This is a genomic window from Alteromonas hispanica (genome assembly GCF_010500915.1).
In the GTDB taxonomy this organism is placed as follows: domain Bacteria; phylum Pseudomonadota; class Gammaproteobacteria; order Enterobacterales; family Alteromonadaceae; genus Alteromonas; species Alteromonas hispanica.
The window spans coordinates 19,084-35,720 of sequence record NZ_JAAAWP010000013.1 but is presented as its reverse complement, the minus strand read 5'-3'; the positions used below and the strand labels follow the sequence as shown (position 1 = coordinate 35,720).

Annotated in this window: 14 protein-coding genes; 8 read left to right on the top strand and 6 right to left on the bottom strand. The window is 44.6% G+C overall.

The window, feature by feature from the left end; all coding sequences use genetic code 11:
* The first annotated feature begins 74 nt into the window (after nucleotides 1–74).
* A complete protein-coding gene (locus tag GTW09_RS16010) occupies nucleotides 75–434 on the top strand; it encodes a phasin-related domain-containing protein (protein WP_071980047.1) in 360 nt (119 codons plus the stop codon).
* Between the two features lie 174 nt (nucleotides 435–608).
* Nucleotides 609–1,370, top strand: a complete 762-nt coding sequence (locus tag GTW09_RS16005; protein ID WP_163112679.1) for a hypothetical protein — start codon at nucleotides 609–611, stop codon at nucleotides 1,368–1,370.
* Nucleotides 1,371–1,665: 295 nt separating this feature from the next.
* On the opposite strand, the gene GTW09_RS16000 is transcribed toward GTW09_RS16005, so the two are convergent.
* Together GTW09_RS16000 and GTW09_RS15995 are read right to left on the bottom strand one after the other, a co-directional pair.
* Complete coding sequence (locus tag GTW09_RS16000; RefSeq protein ID WP_163112678.1) at nucleotides 1,666–3,099, bottom strand: hypothetical protein; 1,434 nt, start codon at nucleotides 3,097–3,099, stop codon at nucleotides 1,666–1,668.
* A gap of 53 nt (nucleotides 3,100–3,152) precedes the next feature.
* A complete protein-coding gene (locus GTW09_RS15995) occupies nucleotides 3,153–4,613 on the bottom strand; it encodes a DUF3336 domain-containing protein (RefSeq protein WP_100971451.1) in 1,461 nt (486 codons plus the stop codon).
* A gap of 333 nt (nucleotides 4,614–4,946) precedes the next feature.
* On the opposite strand from GTW09_RS15995, the gene GTW09_RS15990 reads away from it, so the two are divergent.
* Genes GTW09_RS15990 through GTW09_RS15980 form a run of 3 tightly spaced genes read left to right on the top strand, consistent with a single transcriptional unit; the run spans nucleotide 4,947 to nucleotide 8,295 of the window.
* On the top strand, nucleotides 4,947–6,155 hold the full coding sequence (locus GTW09_RS15990) for a DUF445 domain-containing protein (RefSeq protein ID WP_071980044.1): 1,209 nt from the start codon (nucleotides 4,947–4,949) through the stop codon (nucleotides 6,153–6,155).
* A gap of 23 nt (nucleotides 6,156–6,178) precedes the next feature.
* On the top strand, nucleotides 6,179–6,856 hold the full coding sequence (locus tag GTW09_RS15985) for a TetR/AcrR family transcriptional regulator (RefSeq protein ID WP_163112677.1): 678 nt from the start codon (nucleotides 6,179–6,181) through the stop codon (nucleotides 6,854–6,856).
* The gene (locus GTW09_RS15980; protein WP_163112676.1) at nucleotides 6,856–8,295 is read left to right on the top strand and encodes a wax ester/triacylglycerol synthase domain-containing protein; all 1,440 of its coding nucleotides are present in this window, start codon (nucleotides 6,856–6,858) and stop codon (nucleotides 8,293–8,295) included. Before GTW09_RS15985 ends, GTW09_RS15980 begins: the two co-directional genes overlap by 1 nt.
* Before the next feature lie 47 nt (nucleotides 8,296–8,342).
* On the opposite strand, the gene GTW09_RS15975 is transcribed toward GTW09_RS15980, so the two are convergent.
* Nucleotides 8,343–9,032: a DUF1439 domain-containing protein gene (locus GTW09_RS15975; protein WP_338024973.1), complete on the bottom strand. Its 690-nt coding sequence runs from the start codon at nucleotides 9,030–9,032 to the stop codon at nucleotides 8,343–8,345.
* Between the two features lie 288 nt (nucleotides 9,033–9,320).
* On the opposite strand from GTW09_RS15975, the gene GTW09_RS15970 reads away from it, so the two are divergent.
* Complete coding sequence (locus GTW09_RS15970) at nucleotides 9,321–10,964, top strand: GMC family oxidoreductase (protein WP_163112674.1); 1,644 nt, start codon at nucleotides 9,321–9,323, stop codon at nucleotides 10,962–10,964.
* On the opposite strand, the gene GTW09_RS15965 is transcribed toward GTW09_RS15970, so the two are convergent.
* On the bottom strand, nucleotides 10,948–11,550 hold the full coding sequence (locus tag GTW09_RS15965) for a TetR/AcrR family transcriptional regulator (RefSeq protein WP_163112673.1): 603 nt from the start codon (nucleotides 11,548–11,550) through the stop codon (nucleotides 10,948–10,950). The two genes, GTW09_RS15970 and GTW09_RS15965, sit on opposite strands and share 17 nt — an antisense overlap.
* 160 nt (nucleotides 11,551–11,710) lie before the next feature.
* Here GTW09_RS15965 and GTW09_RS15960 point away from each other — a divergent pair, with 160 nt between their 5' ends.
* Entirely contained in the window at nucleotides 11,711–12,550 is an 840-nt protein-coding gene (locus tag GTW09_RS15960; protein WP_163112708.1) for a crotonase/enoyl-CoA hydratase family protein, read from the top strand.
* A 110-nt stretch (nucleotides 12,551–12,660) separates the two neighbouring features.
* Nucleotides 12,661–14,703, top strand: coding sequence for an NADPH-dependent 2,4-dienoyl-CoA reductase (locus GTW09_RS15955; RefSeq protein WP_163112672.1), 2,043 nt, complete (start codon nucleotides 12,661–12,663; stop codon nucleotides 14,701–14,703).
* 52 nt (nucleotides 14,704–14,755) lie between these two features.
* Here GTW09_RS15955 and thiH read toward each other — a convergent pair whose 3' ends face one another.
* Complete coding sequence (gene thiH / locus GTW09_RS15950) at nucleotides 14,756–15,871, bottom strand: 2-iminoacetate synthase ThiH (RefSeq protein ID WP_163112671.1); 1,116 nt, start codon at nucleotides 15,869–15,871, stop codon at nucleotides 14,756–14,758.
* Entirely contained in the window at nucleotides 15,872–16,636 is a 765-nt protein-coding gene (locus GTW09_RS15945; protein ID WP_071980036.1) for a thiazole synthase, read from the bottom strand.
* Between the last annotated feature and the right edge of the window lies 1 nt (nucleotide 16,637).

The following is a 16,637-nucleotide window of genomic DNA, read 5'->3' as shown; positions in this document are numbered from 1 at the left end:
TTTCTAATTGTTCTGCGTAAAGTTTAGTTATGGTGTTTAGTCACACCCACATTAAGCATTCATAGGAGCTCAAAATGACTACTACAGATACTATCAAAGGCAAAATCAACGACGCTGAAGAAATGGCGCGTAAAATTTGGTTAGCAGGTCTTGGCGCTTATGGAAAAAGCGTAGATGAAGCGCAGGGTCGTTACGACAAGCTAAGTGAAGAAGCAAGTAAGATGTTCGACGAGCTTGTTTCAAAGGGCGAGTCTTTAGAAGGCGATGCACGCAGCAAGTTTAAATCGACGACTAACGAAGTTGAAAACCGTGTTGCCGACGTACGTAAAAAGTTAGGTTTAGACGATGAGCCAGCAGACCAGCGTATTGATGAGTTGTCGGCAAAAATCGATGCACTTACCGAAGCTGTTGCTAAGCTTGCAGCAAATAAGTAAACCGGCGTCGATTTGCGCTTAACACTACATTGTTGCCCTTGCCGGTTTTTGCGCGCATTAATCAGCAAGGGCACGGTAAGTGCTAACCTCTCTAAAAGATTTGCGGTATAGGCAACAGTATTGTTTTAGGCTATACCGCAACTATCTTCTTTATCTCCCGTTCTAGGAGGCATTATGAGTAATAGAAGTACTGATACAAAGCAAACCACTGTGGTTAAAGCAGAAGTACAATCGCCGTCATCGACGCAAAAGCGTCCCGTGAAATCTCCTTCACCCTCTCCTTTAAAATCGTCTCCACTTTTCGGTTGGCTTTTTGCTGGCGCTGATATGATTACTGCCGAGCTAGATCAAGCCGCTGGAATTGTGAGTAAACAGATAGATAAAACACAGGAAGTGTTTCAACAGATGCAAACCAAAGGTGTTGAAGTTGAGGCGGATTTAAGACGAACTTTTAATCCTTTTATGTTTGTTGACGCTGCGCAAAATCTGGTTAAATCAACAACGGTATATACAATGCTTACCGGTGGTGAAAAGCATCAGCGCAAAACCGAGCAACTTGATGCGCTTTCTGCGAAAGTTGACTTGTTGGTAGAACAGGTTGCTCTTTTAGCAGCTAAAGAAGCCGCAGAGCAGGCATCGAAAAAAGCCACAGCTACCGCCAAACCAAAGACTGCCACAAGAGCAGCAAAAGCTACATCTAGTACCACATCAAAAGCAGCTTCGGCTAAAACAAGCTCTGAAGCATCAGCAGGTACAGAAGCTAAAAAGGCAGCGACAAAAAGACCAGCCGCTAGAAAAACAACGGCAAAGTCGACTTCTTCAACTAGCACTGCAAAAGCGACGGCGTCTAAAAATGCAAAAGCTGCTACTGCGCCAAAAACATCAGAAACGAAAGCGACTGTGGCGACTGTGAGTACAGCTAAGAAAAGCGATTAACGTATAAAGCAAACCATCAGGTTTGCTTTTTTTATGCGGTTTGTGAAACAGTTGGCCATCACGAGTAACTGAACCACAGGCGGGATATAACACTTAGGCACAACTTCTTACTAATATCTTTAGCCAATATCACTAGCAAATATCACTAACTAAGATTGCTTTCCAATATTGCTTACTAAAAGTTAAAGGCGGCTTCTCTCTGGGCCTATCTATTTAGCACTTGGCTATTTGCCACCTGGCTGTCTACCACCTGGCTGTCTACCACCTAGCTGTCTACCACTTGTCTTTTTAACAGCTAGTTATTTTTTGTCCACAAATTTTGATGCTTTTTAAATCCAAAGAAATCGTGTGGCTCCCAAAAGCTGGGCACCAACTCGTCTAGAGAGTTTTGCGTAAAGTTATTCGATAGCTGGGCCATTATCTCGCCTAATCTTGCCTCACCTAAACGCATCAACTTTTTCCTATTCGCAGGGAAGTACAAGTTGCGGCTTTTATCGATGACTTCCTGTGCCCCGCTAGTGACGAATTTCTGATTACGGGTGACAACTTTACAAATGGGCTCTGCTGGCTTGGCCGGATTAAGGCCTACAACAATAGCATATTCATATTGATTCTTTTCTTGGCCTTTCTCATTGGTGGGTATAAACGTGATACCAAACCCCTGAGGAAAGTAACCCACTAAATTTGTGAAATCTTGGGCCAGGTGTTTATTTAAACTGCCTTTTTTCGCAAGTTGTTCAATAAGCAGGTAGCCTTTTGGTAAATCAAGGCGGGTATAGTCAGATTTTGTTGATAGTACGATAGAGACATATATCTGAGGAATCTTAACTAATTCACCCAATCCTGTCTTAGATAAAAATGCGTCTTTAACAAGTTGCTGTAAAAACGATGATGCATCGCTGTGAACTTTGATAAAGCGGTCTCTCTCATCTTTAACATTACCGGTGTACTTAGGAATACCAAGTCCATCGGCTAAATACTTCATAGTGAAGTGATAGTTTATTTTTAATAAGTCTTTTCGCTGAGATTCGTCTAAAAGCCTAAATTCATCAAGATCACCATCTGGGCCTTTCAAAATAGTGAGGGCCGCTGAGCTTTGTAATCCAATATCTTGTAAAAGCGCGGCGGAAATTAATGGAATACCAAGCTCTGTTTTCCATTTATCTTTCCAATACTGGTCGTTTCTAAAGCGGGCAATTGCCTCTCGATATTTAGATAAATAAGAGTGCGCAATCGTATCGTGAGCAAGCAACCGATCGGCCAAGCGCAAAGTGAGCACCGCTTTATAAATAGGTTTGTAACGCTGATGTACACGGGCAAAATTACCGTCTGCACCGCGGGTAAGAAGCATTAACGTGCCTAAAAACTTGGCGCTAAGCTGCTGCGTTTCTGCCCATGTTTCTCCTTCGCAAAGAGAAATGATTTTTGAGCAAACAGCCTCTAATCGCTCTAAGCGCGCTAAACGCTCTTCTTCCAGTTTTTGGGTGTTATTTTTTATCTGTTGCGTGAGCTGACCCGCGAGAACCTCTTTGTCCTTTCTGTCTTTTAGTTTTAGAAGTTGGGCTTTTAAATCAGCGGTGTGCTGCTCAAGCGTTGTGGAAAGTGAAAAGTAGTGGCGAGCGTCTTCGAAAATTGAGCCAAAACCAGACTCCTGAGGATATACCAAGGAAAGCAGATGCTTTACTTGTTGAGTGTATATATTGTCGGGGTTTTGACTTTGTGCGCTCACCGTAGTCCTTTAATTTTACATTCGCCTCTGTTGTTGTGTGGGCCGTGTAGCAGTTATTGCGCAACGTGCCGTAACTCAAGGGCTTCTCGTTTCTTCAATTGTGCCAGATGATACCGCAATTTCTCGCTTATTTTGGTATTTCTTTCTATTACATGGAGTTGAGGCCAAGACGCTCGTTCGCCGCTGGTAATTAATTCATCCATACTTTCTAACGTTGGGTTTGCAAGTACTTTAGAAAGGTTACTAAGCTGACGTTTTGGCAATATGTTGATGTCTCCTACGTACTGCTGGTCAATTATGGATCGAACTTTGTGAATGGCAAGTTTTGCACTCTTATTGCCTACCATTTTTTCAATCATATCAATGGCAAATACGCTATTAGTTTTCGCTAGCTGCCCAATGTGGCGAGTGGTCATATCCCAAAGTGAATTTGCATCAATTCTGCGTGACGAGATAAAGGGCACTGCAAGCGGGTTTGTTTGACTAACTATACTGTGGTTCACACCATACAAACGTGCCAGCCGTTTAAACGGCAAATCAGCCATTAACGAGCCATCCGCAAACCGGCGGTTGGGTATATAGGGCACAATGTCACCAGAGGGGGTTTTCGCCTTAAGCTGTACTGGGCTAAACACAATAGGCACGGCACAAGAAGCGCGAACTGCTTGACTGATAATGGCATTTGGCGATGTTTTGGCATTTAACAAACGCGAGTGCTGATGTAAGTCGGCAGGTGACACCGTAATAGTGACGTGTCGGCCGGTCTTTTTAAATGCTTCTTCGAAGGTGGTTAAATCAAATAATTCAATGAGTGCATTTTCCAGCATAGAGCTATCGAAGAGACTGCCTTTTTTTAAACCCGCAAATGTTCGCCAGTGTTTAAACATTTCGTAAATGCGTTCTGAGTCGAGAGATTCTACTAATTCATCATGATTTCGTGTTGCAAGCATAGCGCCAATAATAGAGCCTGCACTTGCGCCAGAAATGACGGTAGGGAGTAATTTTTTTTCGTTCAGCGATTTAACCACGCCGGCGTGGAAAAAGCCGAGCCCAGCCCCGCCAGATAACATTAGGCAACTGCGGCCAAATGCATGGGCCGTCTCTTCAAAAAACGAAAGCTTTTCGTAAAAATCAACGTCGTCTTCATTCGCATTTACAATTTGCTCTAAAGTAAGCGAAACCTCGTTGATAAACTGCTCAATGAGTTTTTTTGTTCCTATTTTGCAGTAGCTCTGTAATACCGGGTTAGCAATATTACCTAAATTACCGTGAAGTCCCTCATGCAAAATCGACATTAATGCATGAACATCGCCTTTACCACGGGCTATTTGCAGACGCTGAACACGCTTTTGAATAAGTTTGTAATCATAGTATTCGCTTTCGTCTTGTGCTTTCCATTCATCTGCACCAGATAATGCATCGTGGGCTATGCAGGCAGCTTCATATTCTTCATAGCAACTTGCGTGCTCAATATCACGCTCTAGCTTTTTTAACTGTATATCGAATGCTGTCATGACAACCACCTATTAAATGCAAAGATCAGACGTTCAAGTGACAAATCTACTGACGCTCTTTTAGCAATATACAGTTTAGGTAGCAAAATTAGAATTCACTACCTAAGGTTGTATACGGAGGGCTGTAGATTTCTGTTTTGACGAAACTTTTTATCGAGATGTATTCTTTGATGCGGGTTATTTAAGAATAGCGCTGTTTGAGAAGGTATATTTAATATAGAAAACTTGTTTTCTATCAACAATTACCTTTAATTGCGTTTTTTACATTGACCAAATCATAAGCACTCAGTAGCCTGATGAGTAGAATAATAAATAGGAACATTTGTTCGCTGTATGGACTGGAATTTTCAAACCTTAAGTCTACTATCTATACCCCTGATTAGCGCGGTAGTTGGATGGGTGACGAACTATTTAGCCGTGAAGATGATGTTTTATCCCATTGAATTTGTTGGGATAAAGCCCTTTTTAGGTTGGCAGGGGCTGATTCCCGCAAAGCGTCGACAAATGGCTGAAATTGAAGTTGAACTGGTTCTTGGCAAATTACTAAGTGTCGAAGAGTTGGCTCAACGGTTAGATCCCGACGAGCTTACCAAAGCCATAGAGCGTCGACTGAGTCAGGTTATTCGCAAAGTAGTGAATAACGTTATGGCCGAATCTGCTCCGCAAATGTGGGCCGCATTGCCGGTTCAAGGGAAAGATTTAGTTTACCAACGTATCGAAAACGATATCCCTAATGTCGTTCACAAAATGGTTGATGACTTTCAACACAATGTCTCCGAAATTCTCGATATTAAAGAGCTAGTTGTAGAGCAACTGGTTAACTCTCCAGAACTTATCAACGAAATTTTTCTCACCGCTGGCAGCAAAGAGTTTCCCTTTATCGTGCGTTCAGGGCTGTACTTTGGCTTTTTATTCGGTTTACCCACCATGTTGTTATGGCACTTTTACCAAGCCTGGTGGATATTGCCACTAGGTGGTTTGCTTGTTGGATATGCCACCAATTGGATTGCAATCAAAATCATATTTGAACCAAAGCGTCCGCGAAAGATAGGGCCTTTCACCATTCAGGGAATGTTTTTAAAGCGTCAGAAAGAAGTGTCGGAGGTTTATTCTTCTATTATTGAAGACAAGCTTATTACGCCTAAAAATATCACCAACGTCATTCTTCATGGTTCAGGCTCGGCGCAGCTACTTGAGCTTATTGAACTTCATGTTAACGATGCAATTGAGCGCTACGTGGCTATTGCCCAACCTTATTTTGCACTTGGTGTGGGCTCAGAAAATTATCACAAGATGAAGGCGCTGGCGGTACAGCAAATTTTTGATAACTCAGAAAAGTATCTACTTTATGCCTATGATTATGCCAACGGGGCTATGCAGATAGGTCAGGATTTAAGCTTAAGAATGCAAGCACTCAGTGCTGAAGAATTTGAGGGGGTGCTGCGACCCGCCTATCAGCAAGACGAATGGAAGCTTATTGTCACCGGTGCACTGCTAGGAATGGCTGCGGGGTTTATGCAGCTCTATTTAGTGTTTTTATGAGACAAACATTGGCGTAGGTAAAAATGAAAACAGCACAGCGTATTTTGCTCACTGCTTTAGCGATGTTTAATGAGCATGGCGAAAACTCGGTAACGAGTGTCGACATTGCCATTGAGCTCGACATTAGCCCAGGCAACCTCTATTACCATTTTAAAGGGAAAGAGAGCATTGTAATAGCGCTGATGAAAATGCATGAGAAGCAAATGCAAACTCTGTTGACGAGGGAAAAGCTTGATACGCTAAATGCAGAAGAAATCATGTATTACCTGTATCTCCTCGTCGATAGCATTCATGTTTTTCGCTTTCTTTATAAAAGCCCAGCAGATTTGGCCGAAAAATACCCATCTATCGTAAAACGTCGACAGCACATTCTGGCTAACCTCAAGCGCCAAATTAGTTTCCTATTTACCTCGTTAGGCGAGAGAAAGGTTCTTGTTACTACTGAAGCTGATAGGGTGTTGCTTGTTGAACTTATCTTGCTGATCATTACACAGTCTTGCCAGTTCGATGAATTAAACAGTCATATGGACGACGAGGTTCAGCGCTTTCACGCGCTATCGCTTATGATGGTGAGTATTTTTCCTCGACTAGCATTGAATGAAAAAGAAAAAGCGCATTTGTTGAATATACTGCACTCTCACGACTTTGCGAGTGATATAAAAAGTGAGTCGCCACTTGATAGCTACAGCGGGAGTAAATAATGTCAAAAACGCTCAGTTTCTTAGATAAATCATTTTGGATTACTGAATCTGATGAAAATCCAAAACACGTAGCCTGCTTACAGCTATTGGCCTTGCCGGAAGGGGCTGACAAAAAAAGTTACGTGCCAAACTTATTCAAAGAAATTAAGAGTTATACCCGCGCTACTTCGCCTTTCAGCTGCACGGTAAAAACCTTTCTTGGCTACCCTATAGGCTTCAAGCCAGTGAAAACCTTGAACATGGATTATCATGTGCAAATTCATCGGGTCGCGAATGTGCAAAACAGAGAGGCTCTCGATGCGTTTGTTGCTCGCCTCCACGCCTCGCGCCTAGACCCGGATAAACCCCTATGGCAGTATCATTTTATTTTTGATGAAACCAGCGACACCTTCGCCATTTATGCCAGAGTACACCACATGTACGGCGACGGAACGACATTGGTGCGATGGTTTCAGTCTGGGTATGTATCGCATTCTAGCGAGGGTAAGTTTACTCCTATTTGGGCGGTAAAACGACTTCGAAATAAAAAGCGAGACCCAGTGAGTCTTGTGAAGCGATTGGTTGGCGTAGGTTATGCGCTAAAAACCGTATTCGACTTGTTTATTATCTTTTTGCGCATTTTCATGAAAATACTCAGGGTTAACCCACATTACATGCCGGTTCCCTTCACGGGTACAAAAACCATGTTAACTGGGCAGGTAAAGGCGGGTAGGGCAGTAGCCACAGTAGACTTAGACTTTAAACGGGTAAAGTCACTGGCTAGACGCACTCGCTCTACGGCGAATGAGGTATTATTGTGTGCATTTGATATCGGTGTTCACAAACTGCTTAAAGACCACGGGCAAGTCTTTAAGAAAGCATTGTTCACAAATATGCCGATTAATTTAAGAAAGCCGGGTGAAAAAACCACAGGAAACAAAATTGCCATTGTGCCAGTGAAGCTCGCCCACGGTGAAAACGATCCTTATCTTCGACTACGTCAAATAGTAGTGAATCATCGTATAGTAAAGCACGCAGCCCAGCATGCACGACCTTCTGCGTTTAGTAGTTACACCATTGCAATACAATCTCTTGCGTTAGTATTCGAATGGTTGAGGTTATCCAATGTGGTTAAACCCATTGCTAACATACTAATCTCTAATGTTCCTGGCCCTAAAGACACTCGATATTTGAAAGATGCAAAGCTTTTGGCCTGTTACCCCATATCCACAATGACACCAGGTGGCGGGGTAAACATCACCTTTATGACCTACGCAGATACTGCCAATGTTGGGTTGGTGTGTTGCAACAAGAATATAGAATCGCTGCAGCCACTTGCGCTATATGTGAAAGAGGCTTTTGATATGCTGGAGGCCAGCGTAGATAACCCCAGGCTAAATATTGACGACATTGGTGAGCATATCGATACTGTGCCCCTGTCTATTGTAAGCGACCATTAGTACTGGTTTATCTGAACTAAAGAAGTGTTGAATGTAGAAGATGCGCTTTAATCTTGGGGCGTGTTTTCAGTCTTTGTGAGGTAAAAGCGTAAGCGGTCGTTTTCTACTCTTACGCTTTTACCCACTTGGGCAAAAAGAGCTTCGCGCCAGTGAGATTTACGCATTGTGTGAGTCAAATTTGTGCCTTTTAGCTCTTCTTGAATAGCTTGGTTTATTTTGGGTTTATGGTAGTCCAGCACAGCTTGCTTTGAATCTGAGAGATAAAGCTTAAGATACTCAGTAGCCAAATCGGATGTGCCTACAGTAAATAGCGACATCGCAGAGCGTAATGACGACGTGACCAAGCTATTAATGCCCTGCGGGAAAAACGTGTTTAACACATATCGAGAGTCCTTCAGCAGTGCATAATCGTCGTTAATCAATGTAATGGTGTCTACGCATACATGGGTTAACAACACCGTTTTAGATATTTCATCATAGTCGGGCTTAGCGCTCACCACCACGACAAGGTGAGCACGATACAAGGTTGTGTTTGCGACATCGATATTAATAGTGGCAAGACACTGAAGTGCTATTCGGTTTGCTTCATTGTTAAAGCTGATTTCTCCTTCATGAATATTGACAGTCCCTGTACCGATGGGAATGTTTAGCGAAAAGCGGTGGGGAAAGAAATCAGATATCAATTCGTGCAGTTCGTCTTTAGTAAAATCGTCGTAGCGTAATTTGCCAAGCCTCACGAGCACTCTGGCAATCAAAAGCTTACAGCTATCCTTAATTGACAATGAGGCTGATTGACTTTCTAAAGATGACGGTGAAAGTGGCATAACAAAGACGTGGCTCTCAGGCAAAAGGTAGATAACACAACAAGACTATTACGTTTTGTGAAAGTTACAACATAAAACTTTCCCGAATGATAACTAATTTGCTAATCTGGTCTTACCACAACGTTTTGTTAACAATTAAACAAGTGCGAAAAAATAAACGCGTTAATCGCCTTATGAATTTTCGTTTTTGGAGCAGTGAATATGAGTGAAATGCAAGGCAAATATGACTACATCATTGTAGGTGGCGGCTCTGCGGGGGCTGTGTTAGCCACGCGGCTGTCTGAAAATCCTGCGCTTGATATTTTACTCATTGAAGCGGGCACGAAAGACACCAATCCTATGATCCACGTACCCTTTGGCATCTCCTTGCTAAGTCGCTTTGAGGGTATAGGCTGGGGCTATCATACCGCGCCTCAAAAAGAGATGTACGACCGCGAACTATTTTGGCCACGAGGAAAAACTCTGGGTGGCAGTAGCTCTGTTAATGCCATGTGTTACATACGCGGTCAGGCCGAAGATTACGACCGATGGGCCACCCAAGAAGGTGCTGCAGGATGGTCTTTTAATGACGTCCTGCCTTATTTTAAGCGATCGGAAAACTTCGAAGGCGGTGCTGATGAATATCACGGTACAGGTGGGCCTTTAAACGTGAGTAAGTTACGTCACACCGATGTACTGTCAGATGCCTTTGTTAACTCGGCGTCGTTTGGTGGTTACAGGCAGTTAGACGACTTCAACCGAGACGATAGAGAAGGGTTGGGTTATTACCACGTCACCCAAATTAATGGCCAGCGATGTTCCACGGCTAAGGGGTATTTGTCGCAGGCAAAACACCGCAATAACCTCACTGTTCTTACCAAGGTGGCTGCTGAAAAAGTGATATTGAAAGACAAGCGTGCCATAGGCGTACAGGTAAGAGAAAAAGGCACAGTCGCAAGGTATTACGCCAAAAGCGAAGTAGTTTTAAGCGGAGGCGCAATTAACTCACCGCAGCTACTAATGCTCTCGGGTATTGGCCCTAGAGTTGAACTGGAAGAGAAAGGAATTTATGTTCATCAGGATTTACCTGGTGTGGGTCAAAACTTACAAGACCACTTAGATGCTATTGTGCAATTTACCTGTGAAGCTCGTGAAGGTTACGCTGTGGCCGCGGGAGCCCTGCCAAAATATGTGAAAGCAACAGCAGAATACGCGCTGAAAAGGGACGGTATATTCTCATCTAACATTGCGGAGGCCGGCGGATTTTTACGCTCGTCTCAAGCAGAGGAATACCCAGACATACAGCTCCACTTCCTACCCGCCATTTTAAATGACCACGGCAGACAAGTGGCGTTTGGCTATGGCTATGGTCTTCACGTTTGTTGTTTGTACCCTAAAAGTCGAGGCACTATTTCGCTACAAAGCAATCACCCAGCAGACCACGCACTCATAGATCCTAACTACCTCAGTGCACCTGAAGATCAGCAGGTAATGATTGACGGCGTGAGAATAGCCAGAAAACTTTTAGCTGCGCCAGACTTTGAGAAGTTTAAAGGCAAAGAGCTCTATCCTGGTGAGGAGGCGCAAAGTGACGAAGACATTCTCGAGTTTCTGAGAGAGCGCGCCGAAACCATCTATCACCCTATCGGCACGTGTAAAATGGGAAGCGATGACGACGCCATGGCGGTGGTCGATTCTCAATTAAAAGTACGAGGTATAGAAGGGCTGAGGGTTGTGGATGCCTCGGTAATGCCTAGCTTAATAGGTGGCAATACAAACGCGCCTACTGTAATGATTGCAGAGCGCGCGGCCGATTTTATCAAAGCGGCGCACGAAGGGCAGCCGGTGCCTATTTCTGCTGCATAAACAGGTCTGCCGCGCAGTCACACATTTCTTGAATGTGGCTGCTGTCGGCATAAATACCGTCTATCAACAGCCGCGCTATTCCGTGCAGCGTACCCCACGTAACTTGTGCTAATCTAAGTGCGTCCTGGTTGTTGGGCAATAAGCCCTTTTCTTGCCAAAACTTGGTCATAGTGACCTGAAATTGAAAACAGGGAAACGCGACGTCTTTTAAGTCGCTGGTGGCCGCATTATTTTGCCAAATAGTGCGCCCGAACATCAGCTCATACATCTCAGGATTATCAACGGCATAACCGACGTATTCGCGAACGAATTCTCTAAAGCGCTCTTTTGGTGATTTCTCGTCTTGTTCAAAAATGCGCTTTGCGGCGGAATGCCAGTCGCTAAATCCCTTCGCAGCTATTGCGCTTAATAAAGCGCTTTTATCTTTAAAATGGTGATACGGGGCAGTGCGAGATACGCCCGCATCTTCCGCAAGTTTGCGCAAAGACAAACTGTCTACACCATGCTCTGCTAGGCGCTTTGCTGCCGCATGTAATAAGGCTGTTCGAAGATCGCCATGATGATAGGTTTGCGCCACACTCGTCATATTAAATTTTTTAATTCCGTGCTTTTAATTTTCAGGTTATTAGGTCTTAGTGACCTTGAATACAGTTTTATCTTGACAGTGTCAACATAGCCTTTTATCTTGACACTGTCTAGTTTGCAAAAATGTTAATAGGATTTTCACCATGGAGACACCGCAAACCATGAATTACTCTACACTAGAAATAAAATACGAAGGGTTTGTCGCACACATTGTGCTTAATCGACCCGAGGCGATGAACAGCATGAACCCTGCGTTTTGGACAGAGCTTCCCGCTGCGGTTCGAGCAATTGATGATGAAGCAAAAGCACGAGTCATTATTATATCTTCAACGGGCAAACACTTTTCTGCCGGTATGGACCTTGCGGTATTTCTTAACATGAAAGAAGACTTCAAAGGCGATCCATCGCGCCGAGCTGAGCGCATGAGAAGAACGGTAAAAATGCTGCAAGATAGCTTTACCGCTATTGAAGAGGCACGTATGCCCGTTATCGGCGCTGTGCAAGGTGGAGCAATTGGTGGCGCAGTAGATTTACTTAGTGCCTGTGACATGCGCTATTGCACCCAAGATGCTTTTTTCTCAATTAAAGAAACTCAGATTGGTATGACTGCCGATGTGGGCACCTTACAGCGCCTGCCTAAGTTGATACCGATTGGTATGGTGAAAGAGCTTGCCTACACAGGGCGTAATTTTGCGGCTCAAGAAGCCCAGCAGCTTGGTTTTATCAATGAAATATTCGATGACCACGAGCAAATGCTTAGCGCGGTAACCAAAGTTGCGCAACAAATTGCCGCTAACTCTCCGCTTGCGGTGTCTGGCACAAAAACAATGATCAACTATGCCACAGAGCATACGGTGTCGGAGAGTTTAGATTATATGGCCACCTGGCAAGCAGGCATGTTTCATATGGAAGATGTGTTCACTGCCATGGAAGCACAAAAAAAGCAGCAGCAACCAGAATTTCCGCCGCTACACAGCGCTGTTAAAAAAATAGCGCAGTAAAAACTAGCGCAATAAAACAAATGAAATTGTAGCGTCGACAGGCACAAATAATTATTAGTTCACATATGTCATGTAATAAATGGCATTAGACAAAACTTTAGGAATGAGCAATGAATCAGACCGTTACCGATCACACTGTGTATCCTCATCTATTTCGTCCTCTCGATTTAGGATTCACCCAATTAAAGAACCGCGTGATTATGGGCTCAATGCATACTGGCCTAGAAGAGCTGCCCGATGGGCATAAGCGTATGGCTGCATTTTACAGCGAGCGCGCCCGTGGTGGAGTAGGGCTTATTGTTACTGGCGGTATTGGCCCAAATGAAGAGGGCTCAACACACCCGTCTACGGTTCGCCTTGATACCGATGAGGCAGTAAAAAATCACAAGGAAGTGACAGATGCTGTTCATATAGCAGGTGGTAAAATTTGTATGCAAATATTGCATACTGGCCGCTACGCCTATGGCCCCAAATTAGTAGCACCCTCGGCGGTGCAGGCGCCTATTAATCCCTACAAGCCGAAAGCGCTTGAGCCTGACGAAATAGAAAAACAAATAAACGATTTTATTACTACAGCAACTCAAGCTCAGCGCGCTGGCTACGATGGTGTTGAGATAATGGGCTCTGAAGGATATTTTTTAAACCAGTTTATTGCTCGTAGAACAAATCACCGCGACGATGAATGGGGCGGAGAGTATGAAAATCGTATTCGCTTGCCAATTGAAGTAGTTCGCCGCGTGCGAGAAGCCGTAGGCGAAAACTTTATTATTATTTATCGTCTTTCGATGTTGGATTTAGTTGAAGGCGGCTCTACTTACGACGAAGTTGTTCAGCTCGGCAAAGAAATAGAAAAAGCCGGTGCCACCATAATTAACACAGGAATAGGTTGGCATGAAGCGCGAATTCCGACTATCGCCACTAAGGTTCCTCGAGCTGCCTTTACGTGGGTTTCCGCCAAGTTTCGCGCGGCATTATCTATTCCAATTATCACTTCAAACCGCATTAACACTCCCGAAGTGGCTGAAAGCGTGTTAGCTCGCGGTGATGCAGATATGGTGTCGATGGCTCGTCCATTCTTGGCCGATCCTGATTTTGTACGCAAAGCTCAGCAAAATAAAGCTGATGAGATTAATACCTGTATTGGGTGTAACCAAGCCTGCCTAGACCATGTGTTTAGTGGCAAGATGACAAGTTGCTTAGTTAACCCTAGGGCATGTCACGAACTTGAATTGAACATCAAGCCTGCAGAAAAGAAAAAGCGTGTTGCTGTGGTAGGCGCTGGTCCTGCTGGACTAGCTGCTGCGGTAACCTCGGCTCAGCGCGGCCACGACGTGGTTATTTACGACTCAGCCAGTGAAATTGGCGGGCAGTTTAATATTGCAAAACAAATTCCTGGTAAAGAAGAGTTTTATGAGACATTGCGCTACTTCGCTCGTCAAATAGAATTGCACGATAATATTACCTTAACACTCAATACCCGCGTAGATGCCTCGGTTCTAAACGATGAAGGTTTTGACGAGGTGTTGGTAGCAACGGGTATAAAGCCTAGAATGCCTGATATCCCGGGTATTGATAACAAAAAAGTACTTTCTTACATCGACGTGTTAAAAGATAAAAAACCGGTAGGGAATAAAGTTGCTATTATCGGCGCGGGTGGTATTGGCTTCGATACTGCTGAGTACCTCTCACACGGAAAAGAAACCCCGAGTCTGGATATTCCTGCATTTATGAAAGAGTGGGGCATTGATATGACCATGACCGCTCGTGCCGGTATTGAAGGTATGAAACCACAGCCAGAACCATCGCCGAGAGAGATATTTTTGTTGCAGCGCAAATCTTCGAAAGTGGGGCGTGGTCTAGGCAAAACTACCGGCTGGGCACATCGTGTGGGACTGCTGGCAAAAGGGGTAACTATGATACCTGGCGTTACCTACGATAAAATTGATGACGAAGGGCTTCATATTACGGTAGATGGCAATCAGCAAGTGCTGCCAGTAGACAATATCATTATATGCGCGGGTCAAGAGCCTCTGCGAGATATCGTAGAGGGCCTCTCTATGCCATATCACTTGGTAGGTGGAGCAGACGAAGCCCTAGAGCTAGACGCAAAACGCGCAATCGATCAGGGAACGCGAATTTGTGCTGAAGTGTAGCGTTTGAAACATACACAAGAGGAGCCGAAAGGCTCCTTTTGTAATTGAGGTGTTAATAAGCAAAAGGCATCCAATCTTTCCAAACCGCATCTAGCCCTTGCGCGGCTATCGATTTAATCACCTCATTCACCGATCTGTTATCATCAATATCAAATTGACTCAGTGCTTCGGAGGGCTCACTGTAGCCACCGGGCTGCGTTTGCGAAGCCGCCGACATACTGGTGACGCCCAAAGACAATGCTCCGTCTCTAAACCGCGCAGACTCCCGTGTTGAGAGTGACAGCTCAGCCTGTGGATTAAACAAACGATGTGCACAGATTAGTTGCAGTAGCTGCCGTTCGTCAGGAATTGCGTAGTGCTGTTGACCTGCGCCTCCCTCACAGCGTCTAAGGCGAGGAAATGAAATAGAGACACGACTACGCCAATAGGCCTGCTGTAAAAGCTGGCCGTGAAGGGCGGTCATTACGCTGTCAACTCGCCAGTCGCCAAGACCAAGTAAAGCGCCTATACCTATTTTATCTATTCCCGCGCGGCCAATGCGATCGGTGGTTTCTAACCGCCACAAGAAATCTTGTTTTTTTCCTCGCTGATGATATTTGGCATAGTGCTGAGGTGAATAAGTTTCCTGATACACCAGTACGCTGTCTAAACCGAGGTCCTTGAGCTTGCGGTAGTCATTTTCTTTAAGCGGCTGCACTTCCATCATGAGGTAGCTAATTTGGTGACGTATAGCGCGAAGAATGTCTTCAAAATAGCGAATGCCTACCTTTGTTTCGTGCTCTCCGGTAACTAACAAAACATGGTCGAACCCCATAGCTTTTATCGCATTTATTTCGTTCTGTGTTTCTTCAACGGTGAGCGTGGTGCGCTTAATTTTATTACTCATGGTGAAACCACAGTAAGTGCATTCATTAGCACACAGATTAGATAAATACAGCGGCACAAACAAGTTCATGGTGTTACCGAAACGATGACGTGTAAGCTGCTGCGATTGGGCCGCCATTTCCTCTAAGTATTGGGTTGCTGCAGGAGATACTAGCGCCATAAAGTCATCAATAGTTTTACTCTCTGCGGCCAACGCTACTTCAACATCTGCAGCGGTTTTACTATTGACTGACAGTGCAATGTGCGACAGGTCTTGCTGTAATAACTGCTCAGTAACACGCATTTAGCTCTCCAAAAATGATGTTAGAGGGCTGGTTGCCGCGCCAATATAGTGCGATTTACCCAGACCCGCTTCAAAAGCTTTTCGTCCGGTTTTTACTGCACAGGCAAAGGCCTCTGCCATTGCGACTGGGTTGCGGGCAGTGGCGATAGCCGTATTCACAAGTACTGCATCGACGCCAAGTTCCATCGCCGCCATGGCGTCACTTGGTCTACCGATACCGGCATCCACGATAACTGGCACGTTTGCTTGCTCAACAATAATGCGAATAAAGGGTTTAGTTTGTAATCCTTTATTGCTGCCTATTGGCGCACCTAGAGGCATAACCGCAGCACAACCGGCCTCTTCTAACCGTTTACATAATACTGGGTCTGCACCGCAGTAAGGTAAAACGTAAAAGCCTTTCTTTACCAAGATTTCAGCAGCTTTTAGGGTTTCAATAGGATCGGGAAGCAGGTAACGCTGGTCGGGGTGGATCTCCAACTTTATCCACTGCGAGCCGGTGGCTTCAAAGGCAAGCTCTGCGGCAAATACAGCTTCTTCTGCAGTTTTGGCTCCCGATGTATTGGGAAGTAGCGTTACACCCAACTTTTTTAAGTGAGTTAGCGTGTCGTCACTTTGAGTAGCTGTTATAACCCGTTTCATGGCAAGAGTAACTAAGTCACTGCCGGCAGCATGAATGGCATCGCGCATTGTGGTAGCGCTATTAAACTTGCCGGTGCCTGTTAACAAGCGGGATGAAAAATGATGATTTGCAAGTCTCAACATG